Annotated in this window: 16 protein-coding genes and 2 other RNA genes; all 18 read left to right on the top strand. The window is 50.1% G+C overall.

Features of this window, described 5'->3' with window-relative positions:
* The first annotated feature begins 34 nt into the window (after nt 1-34).
* The 18 genes from gap (at nt 35) to ssrA (KNO79_RS15750) (ending at nt 17,586) form a co-directional block, all read left to right on the top strand.
* Nucleotides 35-1,042, top strand: a complete 1,008-nt coding sequence (gene gap, locus KNO79_RS03535; protein ID WP_012726912.1) for a type I glyceraldehyde-3-phosphate dehydrogenase — start codon at nt 35-37, stop codon at nt 1,040-1,042.
* 97 nt (nt 1,043-1,139) lie between these two features.
* Nucleotides 1,140-2,324 (top strand): phosphoglycerate kinase, encoded by a 1,185-nt coding sequence (locus KNO79_RS03540; protein WP_074036297.1) that lies wholly within the window; start codon nt 1,140-1,142, stop codon nt 2,322-2,324.
* 18 nt (nt 2,325-2,342) lie between these two features.
* Nucleotides 2,343-3,095, top strand: coding sequence for a triose-phosphate isomerase (gene tpiA / locus KNO79_RS03545; protein ID WP_078147302.1), 753 nt, complete (start codon nt 2,343-2,345; stop codon nt 3,093-3,095).
* Nucleotides 3,096-4,634, top strand: coding sequence for a 2,3-bisphosphoglycerate-independent phosphoglycerate mutase (gene gpmI, locus KNO79_RS03550; RefSeq protein WP_214690655.1), 1,539 nt, complete (start codon nt 3,096-3,098; stop codon nt 4,632-4,634). It begins immediately after the preceding gene.
* 36 nt (nt 4,635-4,670) lie between these two features.
* Nucleotides 4,671-5,963 carry a phosphopyruvate hydratase gene (gene eno / locus KNO79_RS03555; RefSeq protein WP_012726908.1) on the top strand — a complete coding sequence of 431 codons (1,293 nt, stop codon included), beginning with the start codon at nt 4,671-4,673 and terminating at the stop codon, nt 5,961-5,963.
* A 234-nt stretch (nt 5,964-6,197) separates the two neighbouring features.
* Nucleotides 6,198-6,995, top strand: a complete 798-nt coding sequence (locus tag KNO79_RS03560; RefSeq protein WP_012726907.1) for a phosphotransferase enzyme family protein — start codon at nt 6,198-6,200, stop codon at nt 6,993-6,995.
* 232 nt (nt 6,996-7,227) lie between these two features.
* Nucleotides 7,228-8,109, top strand: a complete 882-nt coding sequence (gene galU / locus KNO79_RS03565) for a UTP--glucose-1-phosphate uridylyltransferase GalU (protein ID WP_214690656.1) — start codon at nt 7,228-7,230, stop codon at nt 8,107-8,109.
* Between the two features lie 21 nt (nt 8,110-8,130).
* On the top strand, nt 8,131-9,339 hold the full coding sequence (locus KNO79_RS03570; protein ID WP_251031945.1) for a glycosyltransferase family 4 protein: 1,209 nt from the start codon (nt 8,131-8,133) through the stop codon (nt 9,337-9,339).
* Nucleotides 9,336-10,676, top strand: a complete 1,341-nt coding sequence (locus KNO79_RS03575; RefSeq protein WP_214690657.1) for a glycosyltransferase — start codon at nt 9,336-9,338, stop codon at nt 10,674-10,676. The genes KNO79_RS03570 and KNO79_RS03575 overlap by 4 nt, the downstream gene beginning before the upstream one ends.
* A 47-nt stretch (nt 10,677-10,723) precedes the next feature.
* Nucleotides 10,724-11,611 carry a YitT family protein gene (locus KNO79_RS03580; protein ID WP_012726903.1) on the top strand — a complete coding sequence of 296 codons (888 nt, stop codon included), beginning with the start codon at nt 10,724-10,726 and terminating at the stop codon, nt 11,609-11,611.
* Nucleotides 11,612-11,684: 73 nt separating this feature from the next.
* Nucleotides 11,685-11,909, top strand: a complete 225-nt coding sequence (gene secG / locus KNO79_RS03585) for a preprotein translocase subunit SecG (RefSeq protein ID WP_012726902.1) — start codon at nt 11,685-11,687, stop codon at nt 11,907-11,909.
* Nucleotides 11,910-12,011: 102 nt separating this feature from the next.
* Nucleotides 12,012-12,752 carry an alpha/beta hydrolase gene (locus tag KNO79_RS03590; RefSeq protein WP_031422876.1) on the top strand — a complete coding sequence of 247 codons (741 nt, stop codon included), beginning with the start codon at nt 12,012-12,014 and terminating at the stop codon, nt 12,750-12,752.
* Between the two features lie 15 nt (nt 12,753-12,767).
* Nucleotides 12,768-15,173 (top strand): ribonuclease R, encoded by a 2,406-nt coding sequence (gene rnr / locus KNO79_RS03595; protein WP_214690658.1) that lies wholly within the window; start codon nt 12,768-12,770, stop codon nt 15,171-15,173.
* 54 nt (nt 15,174-15,227) lie between these two features.
* Nucleotides 15,228-15,698 (top strand): SsrA-binding protein SmpB, encoded by a 471-nt coding sequence (smpB, locus tag KNO79_RS03600; protein WP_012726899.1) that lies wholly within the window; start codon nt 15,228-15,230, stop codon nt 15,696-15,698.
* Between the two features lie 49 nt (nt 15,699-15,747).
* Nucleotides 15,748-16,103, top strand: a transfer-messenger RNA (tmRNA) gene (gene ssrA, locus KNO79_RS03605).
* A 114-nt stretch (nt 16,104-16,217) separates the two neighbouring features.
* Complete coding sequence (locus KNO79_RS03610; RefSeq protein WP_047795092.1) at nt 16,218-16,361, top strand: hypothetical protein; 144 nt, start codon at nt 16,218-16,220, stop codon at nt 16,359-16,361.
* A 176-nt stretch (nt 16,362-16,537) separates the two neighbouring features.
* Complete coding sequence (locus KNO79_RS03615) at nt 16,538-17,170, top strand: hypothetical protein (RefSeq protein WP_214690659.1); 633 nt, start codon at nt 16,538-16,540, stop codon at nt 17,168-17,170.
* A 121-nt stretch (nt 17,171-17,291) separates the two neighbouring features.
* Nucleotides 17,292-17,586: a transfer-messenger RNA gene (ssrA, locus tag KNO79_RS15750) on the top strand.
* Nucleotides 17,587-17,975 lie beyond the last annotated feature (389 nt).

Here is a 17,975-nt window from a genome sequence, read left to right on the forward strand (position 1 = left end):
AATAAATAGCTTCTACCCTAAGGAGGAAATTAACATGGCAGTAAAAGTTGGTATTAACGGATTTGGACGTATCGGTCGTTTGGCATTCCGCGAGATCATCAAAAACGAAGGAATCGAAGTTGTTGCAATCAACGACTTGACAGACACGAAGATGCTTGCGCACCTTCTCAAGTATGACACGACTCAAGGTCGTTTCGACGGAGAAGTTGAAGTACACGACGATCACTTCCTCGTAAACGGAGAGAAAGTTATCACGCTTGCTAACCGTAACCCTGAAGAACTTCCATGGGGAGACCTCGGTGTAGACATCGTTCTCGAATGTACTGGATTCTTCACTTCAAAAGAAAAAGCTGAGCTTCACTTGAAAGCTGGCGCGAAGAAAGTTGTTATCTCGGCTCCTGCTACAGGTGACATGAAAACTGTTGTTTACAACACAAACCACGACATCCTCGATGGTACTGAAACAGTTATCTCAGGTGCTTCTTGTACAACAAACTGCTTGGCGCCAATGGCTAAAGTACTTCAAGACCAGTTCGGAATCGTTGAAGGTCTCATGACGACAATCCACGCTTACACTGGCGACCAAAACACGCTTGACGCTCCACACCCGAAAGGTGACTTCCGTCGTGCGCGTGCAGCTGCAGCGAACATCGTTCCTAACACAACAGGTGCTGCGAAAGCAATCGGTCTCGTAATCCCTGAACTTCAAGGAAAACTTGACGGTGCTGCACAACGTGTACCAGTTGCTACAGGTTCACTCACTGAGCTCGTAACTGTACTTGACAAGCAAGTATCTGTTGACGAAGTAAACGCAGCAATGAAAGCAGCAGCGAACGAGTCATTCGGTTACACTGAAGACGAAATCGTTTCTTCTGACATCGTTGGAATCACATACGGTTCACTCTTCGACGCGACTCAAACGAAAGTCATGACAGTTGGCGACAAGCAACTCGTTAAAACAGTTTCTTGGTACGACAACGAAATGTCTTACACTGCACAATTGGTTCGCACAGTTAAGCACTTCGCTAACATCGCGAAGTAATTTCGTGAACTAAATAGAATCAAATAGGAGCGGAAACAAGAGATTGTTCTCCGCTCTATTTATGAAATGACACGCACGACATATGGAGGCGAAAGTTATGAACAAACAGTCTATTCGTGACATCGATGTAAAAGGGAAACGCGTCTTTTGCCGCGTTGACTTCAACGTTCCACTCAAAGATGGCGTCATCCAAGACGAAACTCGGATCCAAGCCGCACTTCCAACGATCAAGCACTTGCTTGACGGTGGTGCGAAACTCGTCCTTGCGAGCCACCTCGGCCGTCCAAAAGGCGAGAAGAACCCTGAGTTCTCACTTGCTCCAGTAGCGAAGCGTCTCGCTGAACTCCTCGGAAAAGATGTACCGCTCGTCGAAGAAGCATACGGTCCGGTCGCAGAAGAAGCGGTCGCTAACCTCTCTGAAGGCGATGTCGTCGTTTTAGAGAACGTTCGTTTCTACCCAGGTGAAACGAAAAACGACCCTGAACTTGCAAAAGGATTCGCAGCACTTGCTGACGTATACGTCAACGACGCGTTCGGCGCGGCTCACCGTGCACACGCTTCAACTGAAGGGATTGCGCACCACGTGGACACAGCCGTTGCTGGTCTCTTGATGGAAAAAGAACTTGAAGTTCTCGGTAAAGCTCTTTCAAACCCAGACCGTCCGTTCACGGCGATTATCGGCGGGTCGAAAGTAGCGGATAAGATTGGGGTCATCGACCACCTTCTTGACATCGTTGACACACTCATCATCGGTGGCGGACTCTCGTACACGTTCTCGAAAGCACTCGGGCACGAAGTCGGAACGTCACTCCTTGAAGAGGATAAGCTTGACCTCGCTCGTCAATTCATGAAGAAAGCAGAAGACAAAGGCGTGAAATTCTTGATGCCTGTCGACTGCGTCATCACAAAAGAATTCGGCGAAGAAACGTATGTCGGCCCAGTCGATATCGACTCGATCCCAGCGGATCACATGGGTCTCGATATCGGACCGAAGACAGTCGAACTTTACGCGGACGCGATTCGCGAATCGAAACTTGTCGTATGGAACGGACCGATGGGCGTATTCGAACTCGATAAATACGCAAACGGAACGAAAGGTGTCGCTCAAGCGCTTGCAGACAGCGATGCATACTCAATCATCGGTGGTGGTGACTCAGCCGCTGCGGCAGCCAAGTTTGGTCTTGCTGACAAGATGAGTCACATCTCAACTGGTGGCGGCGCGTCACTCGAATTCATGGAAGGCAAAAAACTTCCAGGTGTCGAGGCGTTGAACGACAAGTAATTTAGAGGAGGGTTATCGATGCGTAAACCGATTATTGCAGGTAACTGGAAAATGAACAAAACACTCTCGGAAGCTGTTGCTTTCGTTGAGGAAGTAAAAAACAACATCCCATCTACTGACAAAGTAGATGCAGCGATTGGTGCTCCGGCACTTTTCCTCGCACCGATGGTAGAAGCAGCTAAAGGGTCAAACTTGAAGCTCGGTGCACAAAACATGTACGACAAAGATAGCGGTGCCTACACTGGCGAAATCAGCCCAGTGATGGTCGCTGACCTCGGCGTGACTTACGTCATCCTCGGTCACTCAGAACGTCGCGAGTACTTCGGTGAGTCGGATGCGTTCATCAACAGCAAAACGAAAAAAGCGTTCGAACACGGTCTTACGCCAATCGTTTGTGTCGGTGAAACACTCGAGGAGCGCGAAGGCGACAAGTTCGAAGAAGTCATCAAAACACAAGTCGAAGGCGGTCTCGCTGACCTTTCTGCTGACCAAGTCAAACAACTCGTCATTGCGTATGAGCCAGTTTGGGCAATCGGTACAGGGAAATCAGCGGACGAAGCAGACGCACAAAGCTCTTGTAAATATGTTCGCGACGTGGTGAAAGGTCTTTACGGTGAAGACGTAGCGGCTGCAGTACGCATCCAGTACGGTGGATCTGTAAAACCAGAGAACATCAAAGAGTATATGGCACAGGAAGATATCGACGGCGCACTCGTCGGCGGTGCTTCACTTGAAGCCGCTTCGTTCCTCAAATTGTTGGAGGCGATTTAAATGGCTAGACCAGTCGCACTCATCATTTTAGATGGTTTCGGGATGCGTGACGAATCGTTCGGAAACGCAGTCATGGCTGCGAACAAACCGAACTTCGATCGCTACTGGGAGCAGTATCCACATACGCTCTTAAACGCAAAAGGCGAGTACGTCGGTCTTCCGGAAGGACAGATGGGGAACTCAGAAGTCGGTCACTTGAACATCGGTGCCGGCCGAGTCGTCTATCAGTCACTCTCACGCGTGAACAACGCAATCAAAGACCGTTCATTATTCGACCGTCAGGCGATGAACCATTTGGCAGGTCATGTGAAGAAACATGATTCGAGCCTCCATATCATGGGTCTCGTATCAGATGGCGGGATTCACTCGCACATCAATCACATGTTTGCCATCGTTGAGTTCGCAAAACTCCACGGCATCGAAAAAGTGTACATTCACGCGTTCACGGACGGTCGTGACTGTGATCCGAAATCAGGAGCTGGTTTCCTCAAGGAAACAGAAGAAAAGCTTGCTGAACTCGGTGTCGGTCAAGTCGCTAGCGTGTCTGGTCGCTACTATGCCATGGACCGCGACAACCGTTGGGAGCGCGTCGAGAAAGTATACGACGTCCTCGTAAACGGTAAAGGCGAAGTTGGCACGGATCCAGTCGAAGTTCTCCAGAAGTCTTACGAGAACGATTTGACGGATGAGTTTGTGTTACCAACTGTCATCGAAAAAGATGGCAAGCCGGTCGCGACAATCCAGGACAACGATGCCATCATGTTCTTCAACTTCCGACCGGACCGGGCGATCCAACTCGCAAAAGTGTTCAAAGAGAAAACAGGCTTCAAAGGCTTCGAACTCTCAAGCAAACATCCAGAGAACATCTTGCTCGTCTCGATGACAAAGTTCTCGGATGAGGTCGACACGGATATCGTGTTCCCACCGGAAGATTTGAAAAACACACTCGGGGAAACACTCTCTGCGCAAGGATACAAACAACTCCGTGCCGCAGAAACAGAGAAATACCCACACGTCACGTTCTTCTTGAACGGACAAAAAGAACAACCATTTGAAGGTGAGGATCGTCTCCTTGTCCCTTCACCGAAAGTCGCGACGTACGACTTGCAACCAGAAATGAGCGCATATGAGCTCACGGACGGTTTGCTCGAGCGTATCGAGTCAGATGAGTATGATGCATACATCATCAACTTCGCAAACCCGGATATGGTTGGTCACTCAGGGAAGCTTGAGCCGACGAAGAAAGCGATCGAAGCGGTCGACGAATGCCTCGGTAAAGTAGTGGACGCATTACTTGCTAAAGGTGGAGCGGCCATCATCACAGCGGACCACGGGAACGCGGACATCGTCACGAACCCGGATGGCTCGCCGATGACGGCGCACACGACGGAACCTGTTCCATGTATCGTCACAAAAGAGGGAGTCGAACTGAAACCAGTTCTCGAAGGCGCGCTTTGCGACCTCGCCCCAACGCTTCTTCACCTTCTCGGTGGAGAGCAACCAGCTGAAATGACTGGTTCGTCAATCGTTACAAAATAATACAACTATTTTTCAAACGAAAAGGAGCGATTTTTCATGTCAATGATTACAGAAATTTACGCACGCGAGATTTTAGATTCACGCGGTAACCCATCAGTAGAAGTAGAAGTCTTCACAGAAGACGGCGGTTTCGGCCGTGCCCTCGTCCCATCAGGCGCATCAACAGGTGAGCACGAAGCAGTTGAGCTTCGCGATGGCGACAAGTCACGTTACCTCGGTAAAGGTGTCTTGAAAGCAGTTGCGAACGTGAACGACACGATCGCACCAGAACTTATCGGCTACGATGTATTCGACCAAAACGCAATCGATGCGAAAATGATCGAACTCGACGGTACGCCAAACAAAGCGAAACTTGGTGCTAACGCAATCCTCGGTGTGTCAATGGCAGCAGCTCACGCAGCAGCAGATGAGCTCGGTCTCCCACTTTACACATACCTCGGTGGATTCAACGCGAAGACACTTCCAACACCAATGATGAACATCATCAACGGTGGTTCGCACGCGGACAACAACGTGGACTTCCAAGAGTTCATGATCATGCCTGTCGGCGCGCCAACATTCCGTGAAGCGCTCCGCATGGGTGCTGAAGTATTCCACGCCCTCAAATCAGTTCTTTCTGGTATGGGTCTTAACACAGCTGTCGGTGACGAAGGTGGTTTCGCACCAAACTTGAAGTCTAACGAAGAAGCGATCACAGTTATCCTTGAAGCGATCGAAAAAGCTGGTTACAAACCAGGTGAAGACGTCTACCTCGCAATGGACGTTGCATCTTCTGAGTTCTACGATAAATCAACTGGTAAATACGAACTCGCTGGCGAAGGCAAGTCACTCACAACTGCTGAGCTTGTAGACTTCTACGCTGAGCTCGTTGACAAGTACCCAATCCTCTCAATCGAAGATGGTTGTGACGAAAACGACTGGGATGGCCACAAGCTTCTCACAGATAAAATCGGACACAAAGTTCAACTCGTTGGGGATGACCTCTTCGTAACGAACACATCTAAACTTGCTGAAGGTATCGAAAAAGGAATCGCAAACTCGATCCTCATCAAAGTTAACCAAATCGGTACGCTCACAGAAACATTTGACGCGATCGAAATGGCTAAAAAAGCTGGTTACACAGCAGTTGTCTCACACCGTTCTGGTGAAACAGAAGACGCGACAATCGCAGACATCGCTGTTGCGACAAACGCTGGACAAATCAAAACTGGTTCACTTTCACGTACAGACCGTATCGCGAAATACAACCAACTTCTCCGCATCGAAGACATGCTCGGCGATGTAGCGAAATACGACGGTATCAAGTCGTTCTACAACCTCAAAAAATAATTGATTGTTTCAGGCTCGCCAATCGGCGGGCCTGTTTTTTTGTGTGTGGAATATCCGTTTAATCAACGGTGGAAAAGCTGATTGGTCGTCTATCCGTCTTTGCGGCACCGATGCTTTCCTGCAAGAGTCACGGTACCGCTTTGACGGACGCGAACGCTCTGTGTCGAACTTCTTAGTCATTGAGACCTCGTGTTGTATACTGAACGTGACTGATAAAAAGTAGGGGGAGATTGGATGGACCAATCGAATGAACAAGAAAAAAGGTTGAGTGGCGGGAACGTATCCATCGTTCATCGAAAAGGGAACTACGTCTATCGTTCGCAAAAAGTGGGGAGTGAACGCATCCATTGCTATTTAAAGCATTTGGAGGCGAAGCAACTGTCTGGCGTGCCACGCTTTGTCGGTATCGATGAAACAAGAAGAGAGGTGCTCACTTATATCGAGGGGGAGACGGCAGACTATCCTCTTAAATCCTATATGTGGGCTGATGAGGCGATTCAAGACGTCGCGCGCTTGATGAGACGACTGCATGATGCGTCAATCGATTTTGAATGGACATCCGAATGGGAGCCAATCGATCACACACCACAACCGTTAGAGGTCATCTGTCATAACGACTTCGCTGTCTACAATACAATTTTCCATGAAGGAAAAGTGGCAGGAATCATCGACTTTGATTTGGCTGCGCCAGGTCCGAGAGCTTGGGATATCGTCTATGCCCTTTATACGTTCGTTCCGCTCAGTCGTCGCCATCAAGCTGAAACAGGGGAAGTCATCTATTATGATGCCGATCGAGACGATGCGATCTATAAAGAGCGTGTATCGTTGTTTCTCGAAGCCTATGGTTGGGAGCAAGCGGAGGTCGACTTGTTCGATATGTTACAACGACGGATTGAAGCGCTCTGTCTCTTGATGAAACGAAAAGCTGCGGAAGGAGACGTCGCCTTCCAAAAGATGATTGACGAAGGACATTACGATCATTACCAAGAGGAACTTCGATTTATTCGAACGCATGGACAGAAGTGGTTCTGAAACAATCTGAAGCGGGAATATAGAAAATGAAGCATGAATGGGGAGGCGATTTTCGTGATGATGCTCGGATTTCTTTTCTTGGTATTGCTCATTGGATTCGGCATTTGGTACTATCTCAAATCGCACCGGAATGACGATTGGTCATGACAACATTGTCATGACCTCTCTTTTGTGTCAGTTTGCACAAAATTTGGGTATACTCTCTACATAACGAGTAAAGGAGCCCATGCTTATGACACGAGTACGTAAAGCCATCATCCCAGCCGCCGGTCTCGGCACCCGCTTCCTTCCTGCCACGAAAGCCATGCCAAAAGAAATGTTGCCGATTGTCAACAAGCCGACCATCCAGTTCATCGTCGAGGAGGCCGTCGCTTCAGGCATCGAGGACATCATCATCGTCACGGGGAAGAACAAACGGGCGATTGAAGACCATTTCGACCGTGCGCTCGAACTGGAACAGAACCTCGAATCGAAAGGGAAGACGCGCTTGCTCGAATCGGTCCGACATTCCTCGAATTTGGCGAACATTCACTACATACGCCAACAGGAGCCAAAAGGTCTCGGTCATGCGATTTGGTGCGCCCGGAAGTTTATCGGAGACGAGCCGTTCGCCGTCTTGCTCGGAGACGATATCATCGAATCCGACGTGCCGGCGACGAAGCAGTTGATCGACCAATATGAGGCCCACGAACGTTCGATCATCGGGGTGCAGCGTGTCCCGTATGAAATGACGAACCGATATGGTATAATTGACCCGCTTGCCGTCGAAGGGAAGCTCATCCCGGTGCGGACGTTCGTGGAGAAACCGCCCATTGATGAGGCCCCGTCGAACTTCGCCATCCTCGGTCGCTACATCTTGAAACCGGACGTCTTTGAGGCGTTGTCGGGACAAGAGGCGGGAGCCGGGGGCGAGATTCAATTGACGGATGCGATCGCACGCTTGAATGAGGCGCAGACGGTCTTCGCCTACGAATTTGACGGTCGACGTTACGACGTCGGAGAGCCGATTGGGTTCGTCGAGACGACGATTTGCCACGCGCTCAGCGATCCTGATTTAAAAGATGACGTCCATGCCCTATTGAAACGGCTTGTGGACGAACTTGATCAACAGTAAGGTGTGTTATTTTTGAAAACAATGCTTATGGTGTGTCAAAACTATTATCCGGAAATCGGCAGTGCCGGCAACCGGATGCAAAACATTACGCATTTGATGAAGCAGCGCGGGTATGAAGTCGAGGTCATCACGGCCGCCCCTTCGTATCCGAGCTTTGATATGTATCAGGACGACCGCTTCTGGAACGACCGGGAGTTAAACGACCAACCGTTCATCAAGCGACTCATCACGAAGAAACGGAAACATACTTCTAACATGGTCAGTCGTCTTTTCCTATTCCTCGAACAGATGGTCAAAGGGATCCGGGAAGTCCGTAAGCTCGAATTGAAGCCAGACGTCGTCTTTGCGACGACCCCTTCTTTTTTTATGGCGTTTGTCGGTGCTTATGCGAAACGAAAGTATCGTGTCCCGTTCATCTTGGACGTCCGTGACCTTTGGCCAGAATCGGTGAAAGGTGTCGGCGTCTTCAAGTACGATTGGGTGCTCACGCCGGCTTTTTGGATGGAGAAACGACTGTATCGTGTCGCCGATGAAGTCATCATCAACTCGGAAGGGTTCCGCAGCTATCTTCGTCAGCGCGGTGTGCCGAACGAGAAGATTCACTACATGCCGAACTCGATCCGGGAAGCGGAGCGCACGCTCGAGCGGACGATCCCACCGGACGACCGGATGGAAATCTTATACGCCGGGAACATGGGTCTTGCCCAAGATGTGTCGTTGTTACTCGAACTCGCCGAGCGATTCCGGGACGAGCCACGGGTCCACTTCAAATTGATCGGCTACGGCTATCGGAAAGAAGAGTTGAAACAGACGATCAAAGACCGTGGCTTCCAAAACTTCTTGTTCCTCGAGGCGATGCCACGGACAGAGGCGTTTCAGGCAATTAAAAATGCGGACGTCGCATTCGTCAGTCTGATCGAGCAAGAAGTGTTTGATACGGTCATCCCTGGGAAACTCATCGACTATATGGCGGTCGGCAAACCGATTGTCGCAGCAGTGTCAGGCCATGCGGCGAATGTCATTGAAGCGGCGGAAGTCGGCTACGTGTCACGGAAACGTGACATCGATGAGATCGAGCGGATCCTACGGAAGCTCCTCGACCGACCGGATTTACGGGAGGCACTCGGGGCGAACGGGATTCGTTACGTCAAAGAGAATTTATGTTGGGAAGAGAATATCGACGTGTTAGATCAAGTCGTACAACAGTTAGTGATGGAGGAAACACGATGAAGTCAGTATGTATGTTTGTATGGAACCATTTTACGAATGATGCGCGCGTCCTTCGTGAGTGCTCGGCACTCGCCGAGGCAGGCTATGAAGTCGATTTGATCGCGCTTCAAGATCCGAAAAATAAAGAGCTTTCAAAAGAAGAGATGCGTCCGGAAGGCTTCCGCGTCATCCGCGTGAAGCGTCAACCTTCGATTCTCGTCAACGCGCTCAAGTTCGCGAAGAAGACGTATCAATGGGTGAGCGAGAAACGGACCCGCCAAATCGGTGCGGGACTCGTCGGTGCCGGGTTGTTCTTACTTGCGCCGTTCACGATGCTCGCGCTCGGAGCGGCCATCGGGACGGTCTTGTTGCCGCAAGTGCGTAAGCAAATCGTCAACGCGAGTGCGATGCTCGAGATGGTGTTCGCTTCGACGAAAAAATCGTATGACTTTTACCATGCGAACGATTTGAACACGCTCCCGCAGGCACTCCTCGCTGGAAAAGTGTTCAACAAAGGTCGGATCGTCTACGACTCGCACGAGGTACAGACGGACCGTACGGGTTACGGCTATATTCAAAGTAACCTCGAGGGCTGGCTCTTGCCGTTCGTCGATACGATGATGGTCGAGAACCATACGCGTGCGGCACACAACGAAGAGTTGTACGGATTCTATCCGTACGTGCTCCACAACTATCCGTTCTACCGTCCGCTCGACTTCTCGCTCCGTAAGGACTTGCATGCACTCCTCGATTTGCCGAAAGACGAGAAGATCCTCTTGTATCAAGGGGGCATTCAAGCGGGACGTGGTCTCGAACAGCTCGTGCTCGCGGCGAAAGACTTCAAAGAAGGCACGCTCGTCATGATCGGGGACGGGAAACTCAAACCGACGATCCAACAGTTGATCGAGACGGAAGGGGTCGGCAATCGCGTCAAGATGATTGACAAAGTACCGGTCGAAGCGTTACCTTACTATACGATGAATGCCTATTTAGGCTTCCAAGTATTGAACAACGTCTGCTTCAACCACTACTCGGCCTCGTCGAATAAATTGTTTGAGTATTTGATGGCCGAAGTACCGGTCGTCTCATGTGACTTCCCTGAAATCGAACGGGTCGTTGCGGGGAACGATGTCGGGGTGCTCGTCGATTCGCACGATCCACAATCGATCGCGGACGGCGTCAACCGGATGATTGAAGACCAAGCACTCTATGCGCGTGTCAAAGAGAACACGAAGACCGCGCGTGAGAAATATAACTGGGATTTGGAAAAAGAGGCACTCTTGAACGTCTACGCGAACGCCGCGGAGCGCAAGTTGCCGATTATGAAAGACGGTGCGCCAAAGCCAGTACAATCTTAAGACTGCGGCTTTTGCCGCGGTCTTTTTTCTATGGAGGGAGGACATTTATGAAACGTCAACAACAACATTTATTGCGCCAACAAGTATGGCGCAAGCTACAAACCATCTCGGTGAAGGACATCGCCTGGATTATCGCAGGCTCCTTCATTCTCTCGTTCGGGGTCAACTACTTCACCGTACCGAACGACTTCTCGGAAGGTGGTCTGCTCGGGGTCACGATTATCCTGTACTACGTATTCGGCTGGGACCTCGGGCTCACGTCGATCATCGGGAACGGGATTCTCTTTATCGTCGGCTATAAGCTGCTCGACCGTCGGACAATGGTCTATTCGGTCATCGCCGTCATCGCGACGTCATTCTTCCTCAGTCTGACACATGACTGGGGCAGCCCTGCCGAGGACAAACTGCTTGCGGCCGTCTATGCCGGAATCATGATCGGGGTCGGAATCGGCATGGTGCTCCGTGTCGGTGGGACGACCGGCGGGGGCGTCATCATCGCCCGTCTCATGGAACGCTATCTCCACTTGAGTGTCGCCGTATCGATGTTCATCATCGATGCGATCGTCGTCGCCACGTCCGGCTTCTTCTTAGGGGAACAAGTCGTCCTCTATACGCTCATCGCCATTATCATCGGCTCGTGGGTCATCGATCTCGTCGCGGAAGGTCTCAACATCCGTAAAGCCGTCACGATCATCAGCGACAAGCAAGAAGAGCTCGCCGTCGTCTTGACGGAGACGCTCGGACGCTCGGCGACAATCATTCATGGACATGGCTACTATACGAAGCAGGATAAGAACATGTTGTATATGATCGTCGACAAACGTCAGATCGCACCACTCAAAAAAATCGTCCAAGTGACGGACGACCGTGCCTTCGTCGTCATCCACCAGGTGAAGGAAGTCATCGGGGAAGGATTCAGCTACCCGTCCCGATAATTTGAATGCTGGTGTTTTATTGATAACTTCTATATAATAAAAGGCGTGTAAATAGAAGGAGGAACTGACTACTATGCAAACGATCGCTACAATCAGCCTACTTGTCGTGGCTGTCTTATTGATTGTCGTCGTACTGCTCATGTCAGGTCGGTCGCAAGGTCTTGGAGCGATTGCAGGTGGCGCGGAGCAGTTGTTCGGACGCCAGAAAGCACGCGGCTTCGATGCTGTTTTGAACCGAACTGCAGCTGTACTAGGCACTTTGTTTTTCATTTTAGGATTACTAGTCGCATCATTATGATGATAAGGCTGATCGTTCTCGATTTTCACGTGAGGCGGTCAGCTTTTGTTTTTTCGATTTATTTTTTGGGAATAATGTAGATACGAGGAGATGACAGATAAAATGAAAGTGACAGCACCAAAACCGTTCTTCTTCGAGGGCGGAAAACGTGCCGTGTTGATGTTACATGGCTTCACTGGATCGAGCGCGGATGTCCGCATGCTCGGTCGCTTCCTTCAAAAAGAAGGATACACATGTATGGGACCGATCTATCGTGGTCATGCCGTCCCACCGGAAGAATTACTCCAATATGGACCGAAAGACTGGTGGGAAGACGTCTTGGACGCTTACCAGACGCTCGTCGACAAAGGTCATGAGGAGATTGTCGTCTGCGGACTCTCGTTAGGTGGCGTGATGTCGCTCCGTCTCGCCGAGGAGAAAGACGTCAAGGCGGTCATCCCGATGTGCGCACCGACGGGAATCGATGCCGAGGACCGCTTGTATAAAGGAGTCCAGGCATATGCCCGAGAATATAAGGGTAGAGAAGAAAAGTCGCCGGAACAGATCGAGCAGGAGATGGCAGAGTTCAAACCGATGCCAACATTGAAAGACCTCCGTGCCTTCGTCCGCGACACGGCGTCGAAGCTTGAGGACATCTTCGTCCCGACACTCGTCGTCCAAGGCGCCAAAGACAACATGATCGACCCGGAATCGGCGAATCAAATTTACGAGGCGGTCAACACGTTCCAAAAAGAGTTGCTCATCTATGAGAACTCGGGACACGTGATCACACTCGACAAAGAAAAAGAGAAACTGCACCAGGACGTGCTCGATTTTCTCGAAACGTTAGACTGGTCAGTCTAAGAAGGAGGTGTCACGTTGAATTTACGTGACCAATTACTAGAGATCTTACAGGCGAGCGAGAAACCGCTCTCTGTCGATCAACTGACCGAGCGATTACAGCTCGCGTCGACGGATGACTTTAAAGAGCTCATCCGCACATTGAATGCCCTCGAGGAAGAGGGCGCCATCGGCCGGACGCGGACGAACCGTTACGGGACGCTCGCCACGCTCGGACAAGTCGCGGGGATCATCTCGATTCACCAGCGCGGCTTCGGCTTCTTGTCGGTCGAAGGGGAAGCGGAAGATGTGTTCTTGCCGCCCGACCAACTGAAGGACGTCTACCATGGCGATACGATTCTCGTCAAAAAACGCGAGGACAACCGTGGCAAGACGGAAGGGATTTTATTGAAAGTACTGAAGCGCGGACTCTCTGAGTTCGTCGGGACGTATACGCTCCCGAGTGGTCGACTCGACCAGTTCGCCTTCATCGAGCCGGATGACAAACGCATCAACTTCTGGCCGGTCGTCAACCCGGACAAGTCACTCGGTGCCGTTGACGGACATAAAGTCGTCGTGCGCATCACGAAGTATCCGGACGGACGCTTCGCCGGTGCCTGTGACGTCGTCCGTATCATCGGGCATAAGAACGACCCTGGCGTCGATATCTTGTCGATCGTCTATAAGCACGGTATCCCGACGGAGTTCCCGGAGGACGTGATCGCTCAGGCGAACGCTGTGCCGGACGAGGCGGACGAGAAAGACTTCATCGGACGCGTCGACCTTCGTGACGAGACGATCTTCACGATTGACGGCGAAGATGCGAAAGACTTGGACGATGCCGTCCACGTCAAAAAACTTGATAACGGCAACTACGAGCTCGGTGTCCATATCGCTGACGTCTCGCATTACGTGAAAGAGGGCTCACCACTAGACGTTGAGGCGTTCGAACGTGGGACGAGTGTGTATCTCGTCGACCGCGTCATTCCGATGTTGCCGCACCGACTCTCGAATGGAATCTGTTCCCTCAACCCGCAAGTCAACCGCTTGACGCTCAGCTGCGTCATGGAGATTTCCCCGCAAAACGGGAAGGTCGTTCGCCATGATCTGTTCCCGAGTGTCATCAAGACGACGGAGCGGATGACGTATACGAACGTCCGTGAGATCATCGAACGTGATGACGAAGAGACATTGAAAAAGTACGAACCGTTCATCGGTGAGTTCGACCTCATGGCCGAGCTCGCGGAAGTGCTTCGGAAACGTCGTAACTCGCGCGGTGCCATCAACTTCGATTTCGCTGAGGCGAAGGTTGTCGTCAACGAGGAAGGGAAGCCGGCAGATATCGTGCTTCGTCCACGTTCGGTCGCCGAGAAGTTGATCGAGGAGTTCATGCTCGCGGCCAACGAGACGGTTGCGGAACACTTCCACAAGATGGACGTGCCGTTCATCTATCGTGTCCACGACAATCCGAAACCGGACAAGCTCGACTTCTTCTTCGACTTTGTCGCAAACTTTGGCGTGCATATTGAACGCATCAAAGGGCAGACGGTCGAACCGAAGACGCTTCAAAAGATTTTGAAGGCGATTGACGGGGAACCGGAAGAGCCGGTCATCAGCACGATCATGCTTCGTTCGATGCAACAGGCGAAATATGACGACGTCTCGCTCGGTCACTTCGGACTCGCGACGGACTTCTATACGCACTTCACGTCACCGATTCGTCGTTATCCGGACTTGATCGTCCACCGTCTCATGCGCACGTACGTCTTCAACAACGATTTGTCGGAGAAGACGATCGCGAAGTACGAGGACCGTCTCGGGGCGATCGCCGAACAGGCATCGAAACGGGAACGTCGCTCGGTCGACGCAGAGCGCGAGACACAGGCGCTCAAGAAAGCCGAATACATGGAAGCGCATCTTGGTGAAGAGTTCGATGGTGTCGTCGCCGGCGTCACGAACTTCGGGATGTTCATCGAACTTCCGAATACGATCGAAGGGCTAGTCCGTCTCCAGTCGATGGATGACTACTACCACTTCGACGAATCACAGCTCATGTTGCTCGGCGAGCGGACGAAACGTCAATTCCGCATCGGGGACGCCGTCCGTGTCAAAGTCGATGCCGTCAACTTAGACGAGCGGACGATCGACTTCACGGTCGTTGGAATGCCGAAACGGGAACAGTCAAGCCGTCGCCAACCGACAACGATCAAAGCGAAAGGCGGTCGTCCGAAGAAGGACGAGAAAGACCGTCGTGGCGGTCGCGGTCGGGACGACAAGAAGAAGCGCGGCAAACCAGGAAGACCTGGCAAGCCGGGCAAACCAGGTGAGAAACCGAAACGAGACGGGGAGAAGTCTTCCCAAGGCCGTTCGGCACTCGACCTGAAGAAGAAAGACAAGCACAAACGAAAAGGCGACGCCAAACGAGGTGCGAAGAAACGTCGCTGACGGGGAAGGGCTTATCCCTTCCTCCGTATCTTGTAGATAAAGGACTGAATGTGTATGGCCAAGAAGAAAGATTCGAACGCACTCGCCCAAAACCGCAAGGCGTCCTTCGATTACGCGATCGAAGATACGATTGAGGCGGGCATGGTGCTCACAGGGACGGAAATCAAATCGGTCCGTCAATCGAAGATCAACATCGCGGATGCGTACGTCCGGTTCGACGGGGGCGAGGCGACGCTTCACAACTGTCATATCAGCCCGTTCGAACAGGGGAACCGCTTCAACCATGACCCACTCCGCGTCCGGAAGCTATTGTTGCATAAGAAGCAAATCAATCAGCTCATCGGAGCGTCAGGGCGTGACGGCTACACGATCATCCCGCTCAAGGTTTATATCAAGAACGGGTTCGCCAAGTGCCTGCTCGGCGTCGGAAAAGGGAAGAAGAAGTACGACAAACGAGAGGACTTGAAGAAGAAAGACGCGAAGCGTGACGTCGACCGTGCGATGCGCGATCGGCAAAAATACTGACAACGGATCCTAATTGTGGTATATTAAATGGAGTACCAATTACCACCTCGGGGACGTTATGGATTCGACGGGGGTAGGTCGGTCGTATGTGGCGTGTCGAGGGGTCGGCCTCGTTAAAACGCAAACGCCTATAACTGGCAAAACTAACACACAACTCGCAGCAGCCTAAGTGCCCTGCGGATCCTGACATCCATCGCTTGTGTGGATGACTTTCAGGGTCTCAAACTAAGCAAGCTACGCTTCAACCTCGCCGTCTGAGGGCGCGAAGAAGAGATGAAACAGACTGGATGCGACAACGCCTGTTTATCGGCAGTGTCACATCGAGATTCAATAGATAAACTACACACGTAGAAGCATACGTTACGATGCCTTCGGACGCGGGTTCGACTCCCGCCGTCTCCATTTTGAAGCAGTCTGTAAAGACTGCGATCAATGATTTTCATGAAGACCTTCTAATTTCATTGAGATTAGAGGGTCTTTGCTTTTGATTGAAGCCACAAAGAAAGGAAGGTGAAACGCATGGGGAAATATCAATTAGACAAGAGAAGCAAAGTAGCTGCGGCGAAGTACCAAGACGGCAAAAAGCCGACTGTCTCGAACAAGAAGGAACGATTGAACCAGCTTCGTGAGGCGTATTTGCAGAAGCAACAAGAGAAGAAGTGATCTGACGAAGGATTATTGAGTGCCTGCTCATTAATCCTTTTTCTTTTGGGGAGCGGACACCGGTCATTAGGTTTTTGAATGGAATCAAGGGATTGAGCATCCTTTTGTTGAATAGAAACTACGAGTTGTTTTTTGAAAATCGTCATAAAAATATACATATTAAAGGAGGATTCTGCATGTCTAAGAAATCAACGGAATTGATCGTGAATGGCGTCAAAAAATATGGTCCGACAGTAGGGAAACTTGCATTAAAACATAACAAAGAAATCATTGGGGCTTTAGGATCCATTGATTTAAAGAAACGATTTAATAAATCCGATGATCCAAATCAAAGCCCTAAAAAAGCCAAGAACATGCATCCGCGAAAGCAGAGGTATCAGTACTATTTAACCGAAGTGACGCCTACGCTAGATACTCGAAATCGAGATGAGTTGTTCCAATATAGACTAGAAGTGGAGCAATGCATTCAGCAAATCAAAATGGAGCAAGCACAAGACATTGTCATCAAAAAACAGATTCATGAGGGGCGAATCAAAGAGTGGGAATCCATTCTCTCTCACATCGTGAGTCAAATGACCATCAAGGACTATATGGAATTTTTAAGACTCTTTAACAATCCAGAGTATCAAAGTGACTATTTCACGGGCTTTGAAGGGGATATTGAGAAGTTCAAAAAACTCAATACGGTCGAACAGTATGATGCGCTCGTACAGTATGTTCATGAAAAGACAATGATTGATATCGAACAAATCAAAAAAGAGTTTTCTGCTCCTATTTCATGCGCGAGATCCACTTCATGTGATAAATGATTTGACACCAATGAGTCAATTCGGGAAATAGAGCGCTGTTGAAAACGGTGGTTTTAAGGCAAGATTCTGCTAGTTTTAAACTTTTAGCGGTGACGAAAAAAGTTTAACCACCGTGGAATGTTATAGATTCGACTGAGGTAGTTGGTCACATGTGGCGTGTCAAGAAGTCCGCCTCGTAAAAACGCAAACGCCTATAACTGGAAAAACTAACACATAACTCGTAGCATTCTAAGTTCCCTGCGGTCTTGAATCGATTGTTTGTGCAGGAGGTCTTGCAGGGTCGGAAAACGTCTTCTGAGGGCTCGAAGAAGAGATGAAACAGTGGGTTGACAACATCTGTTTGTAGGCAGTGTCAAATCGAAATTTTCAGTAGATAAACTACACGAGTAGAAGCATAGGTTATGATGTTTTTGGATGCGGGTTGTAGCTACTTACAGTAATTTTGTTAAAAGCCAATTATCTATTGATCAATTGGTTTTTCTTTTGAACTTTTTACTCTTTTATTTATAGACATAGTTATTTTGTTAAAAGTTATATAAAATAGTAATAAATGGCTCATCACCATAAGGTGTGGTTGACACATAAAATCCATCGGATTTTAAATCGAACATAGAAAAAAAGCGAAAACCCCGGTATCGTAATTGTTGCTTAGACAAACCACGATTGGAGTTTTCGCTTGTCCCAACAGTTTATCAAATTAATTCTTCCGCTTCCAGCCCTTTTTCAAATCCAGATGTCTTCCGATGAAGAACCGCACATCTTTCCTATCATTCCTGATATACTGTCGACGTCAAATTCTACTTGA

The organism is Exiguobacterium sp. s43 (assembly GCF_018617255.1).
Taxonomy (GTDB): domain Bacteria; phylum Bacillota; class Bacilli; order Exiguobacteriales; family Exiguobacteriaceae; genus Exiguobacterium; species Exiguobacterium profundum.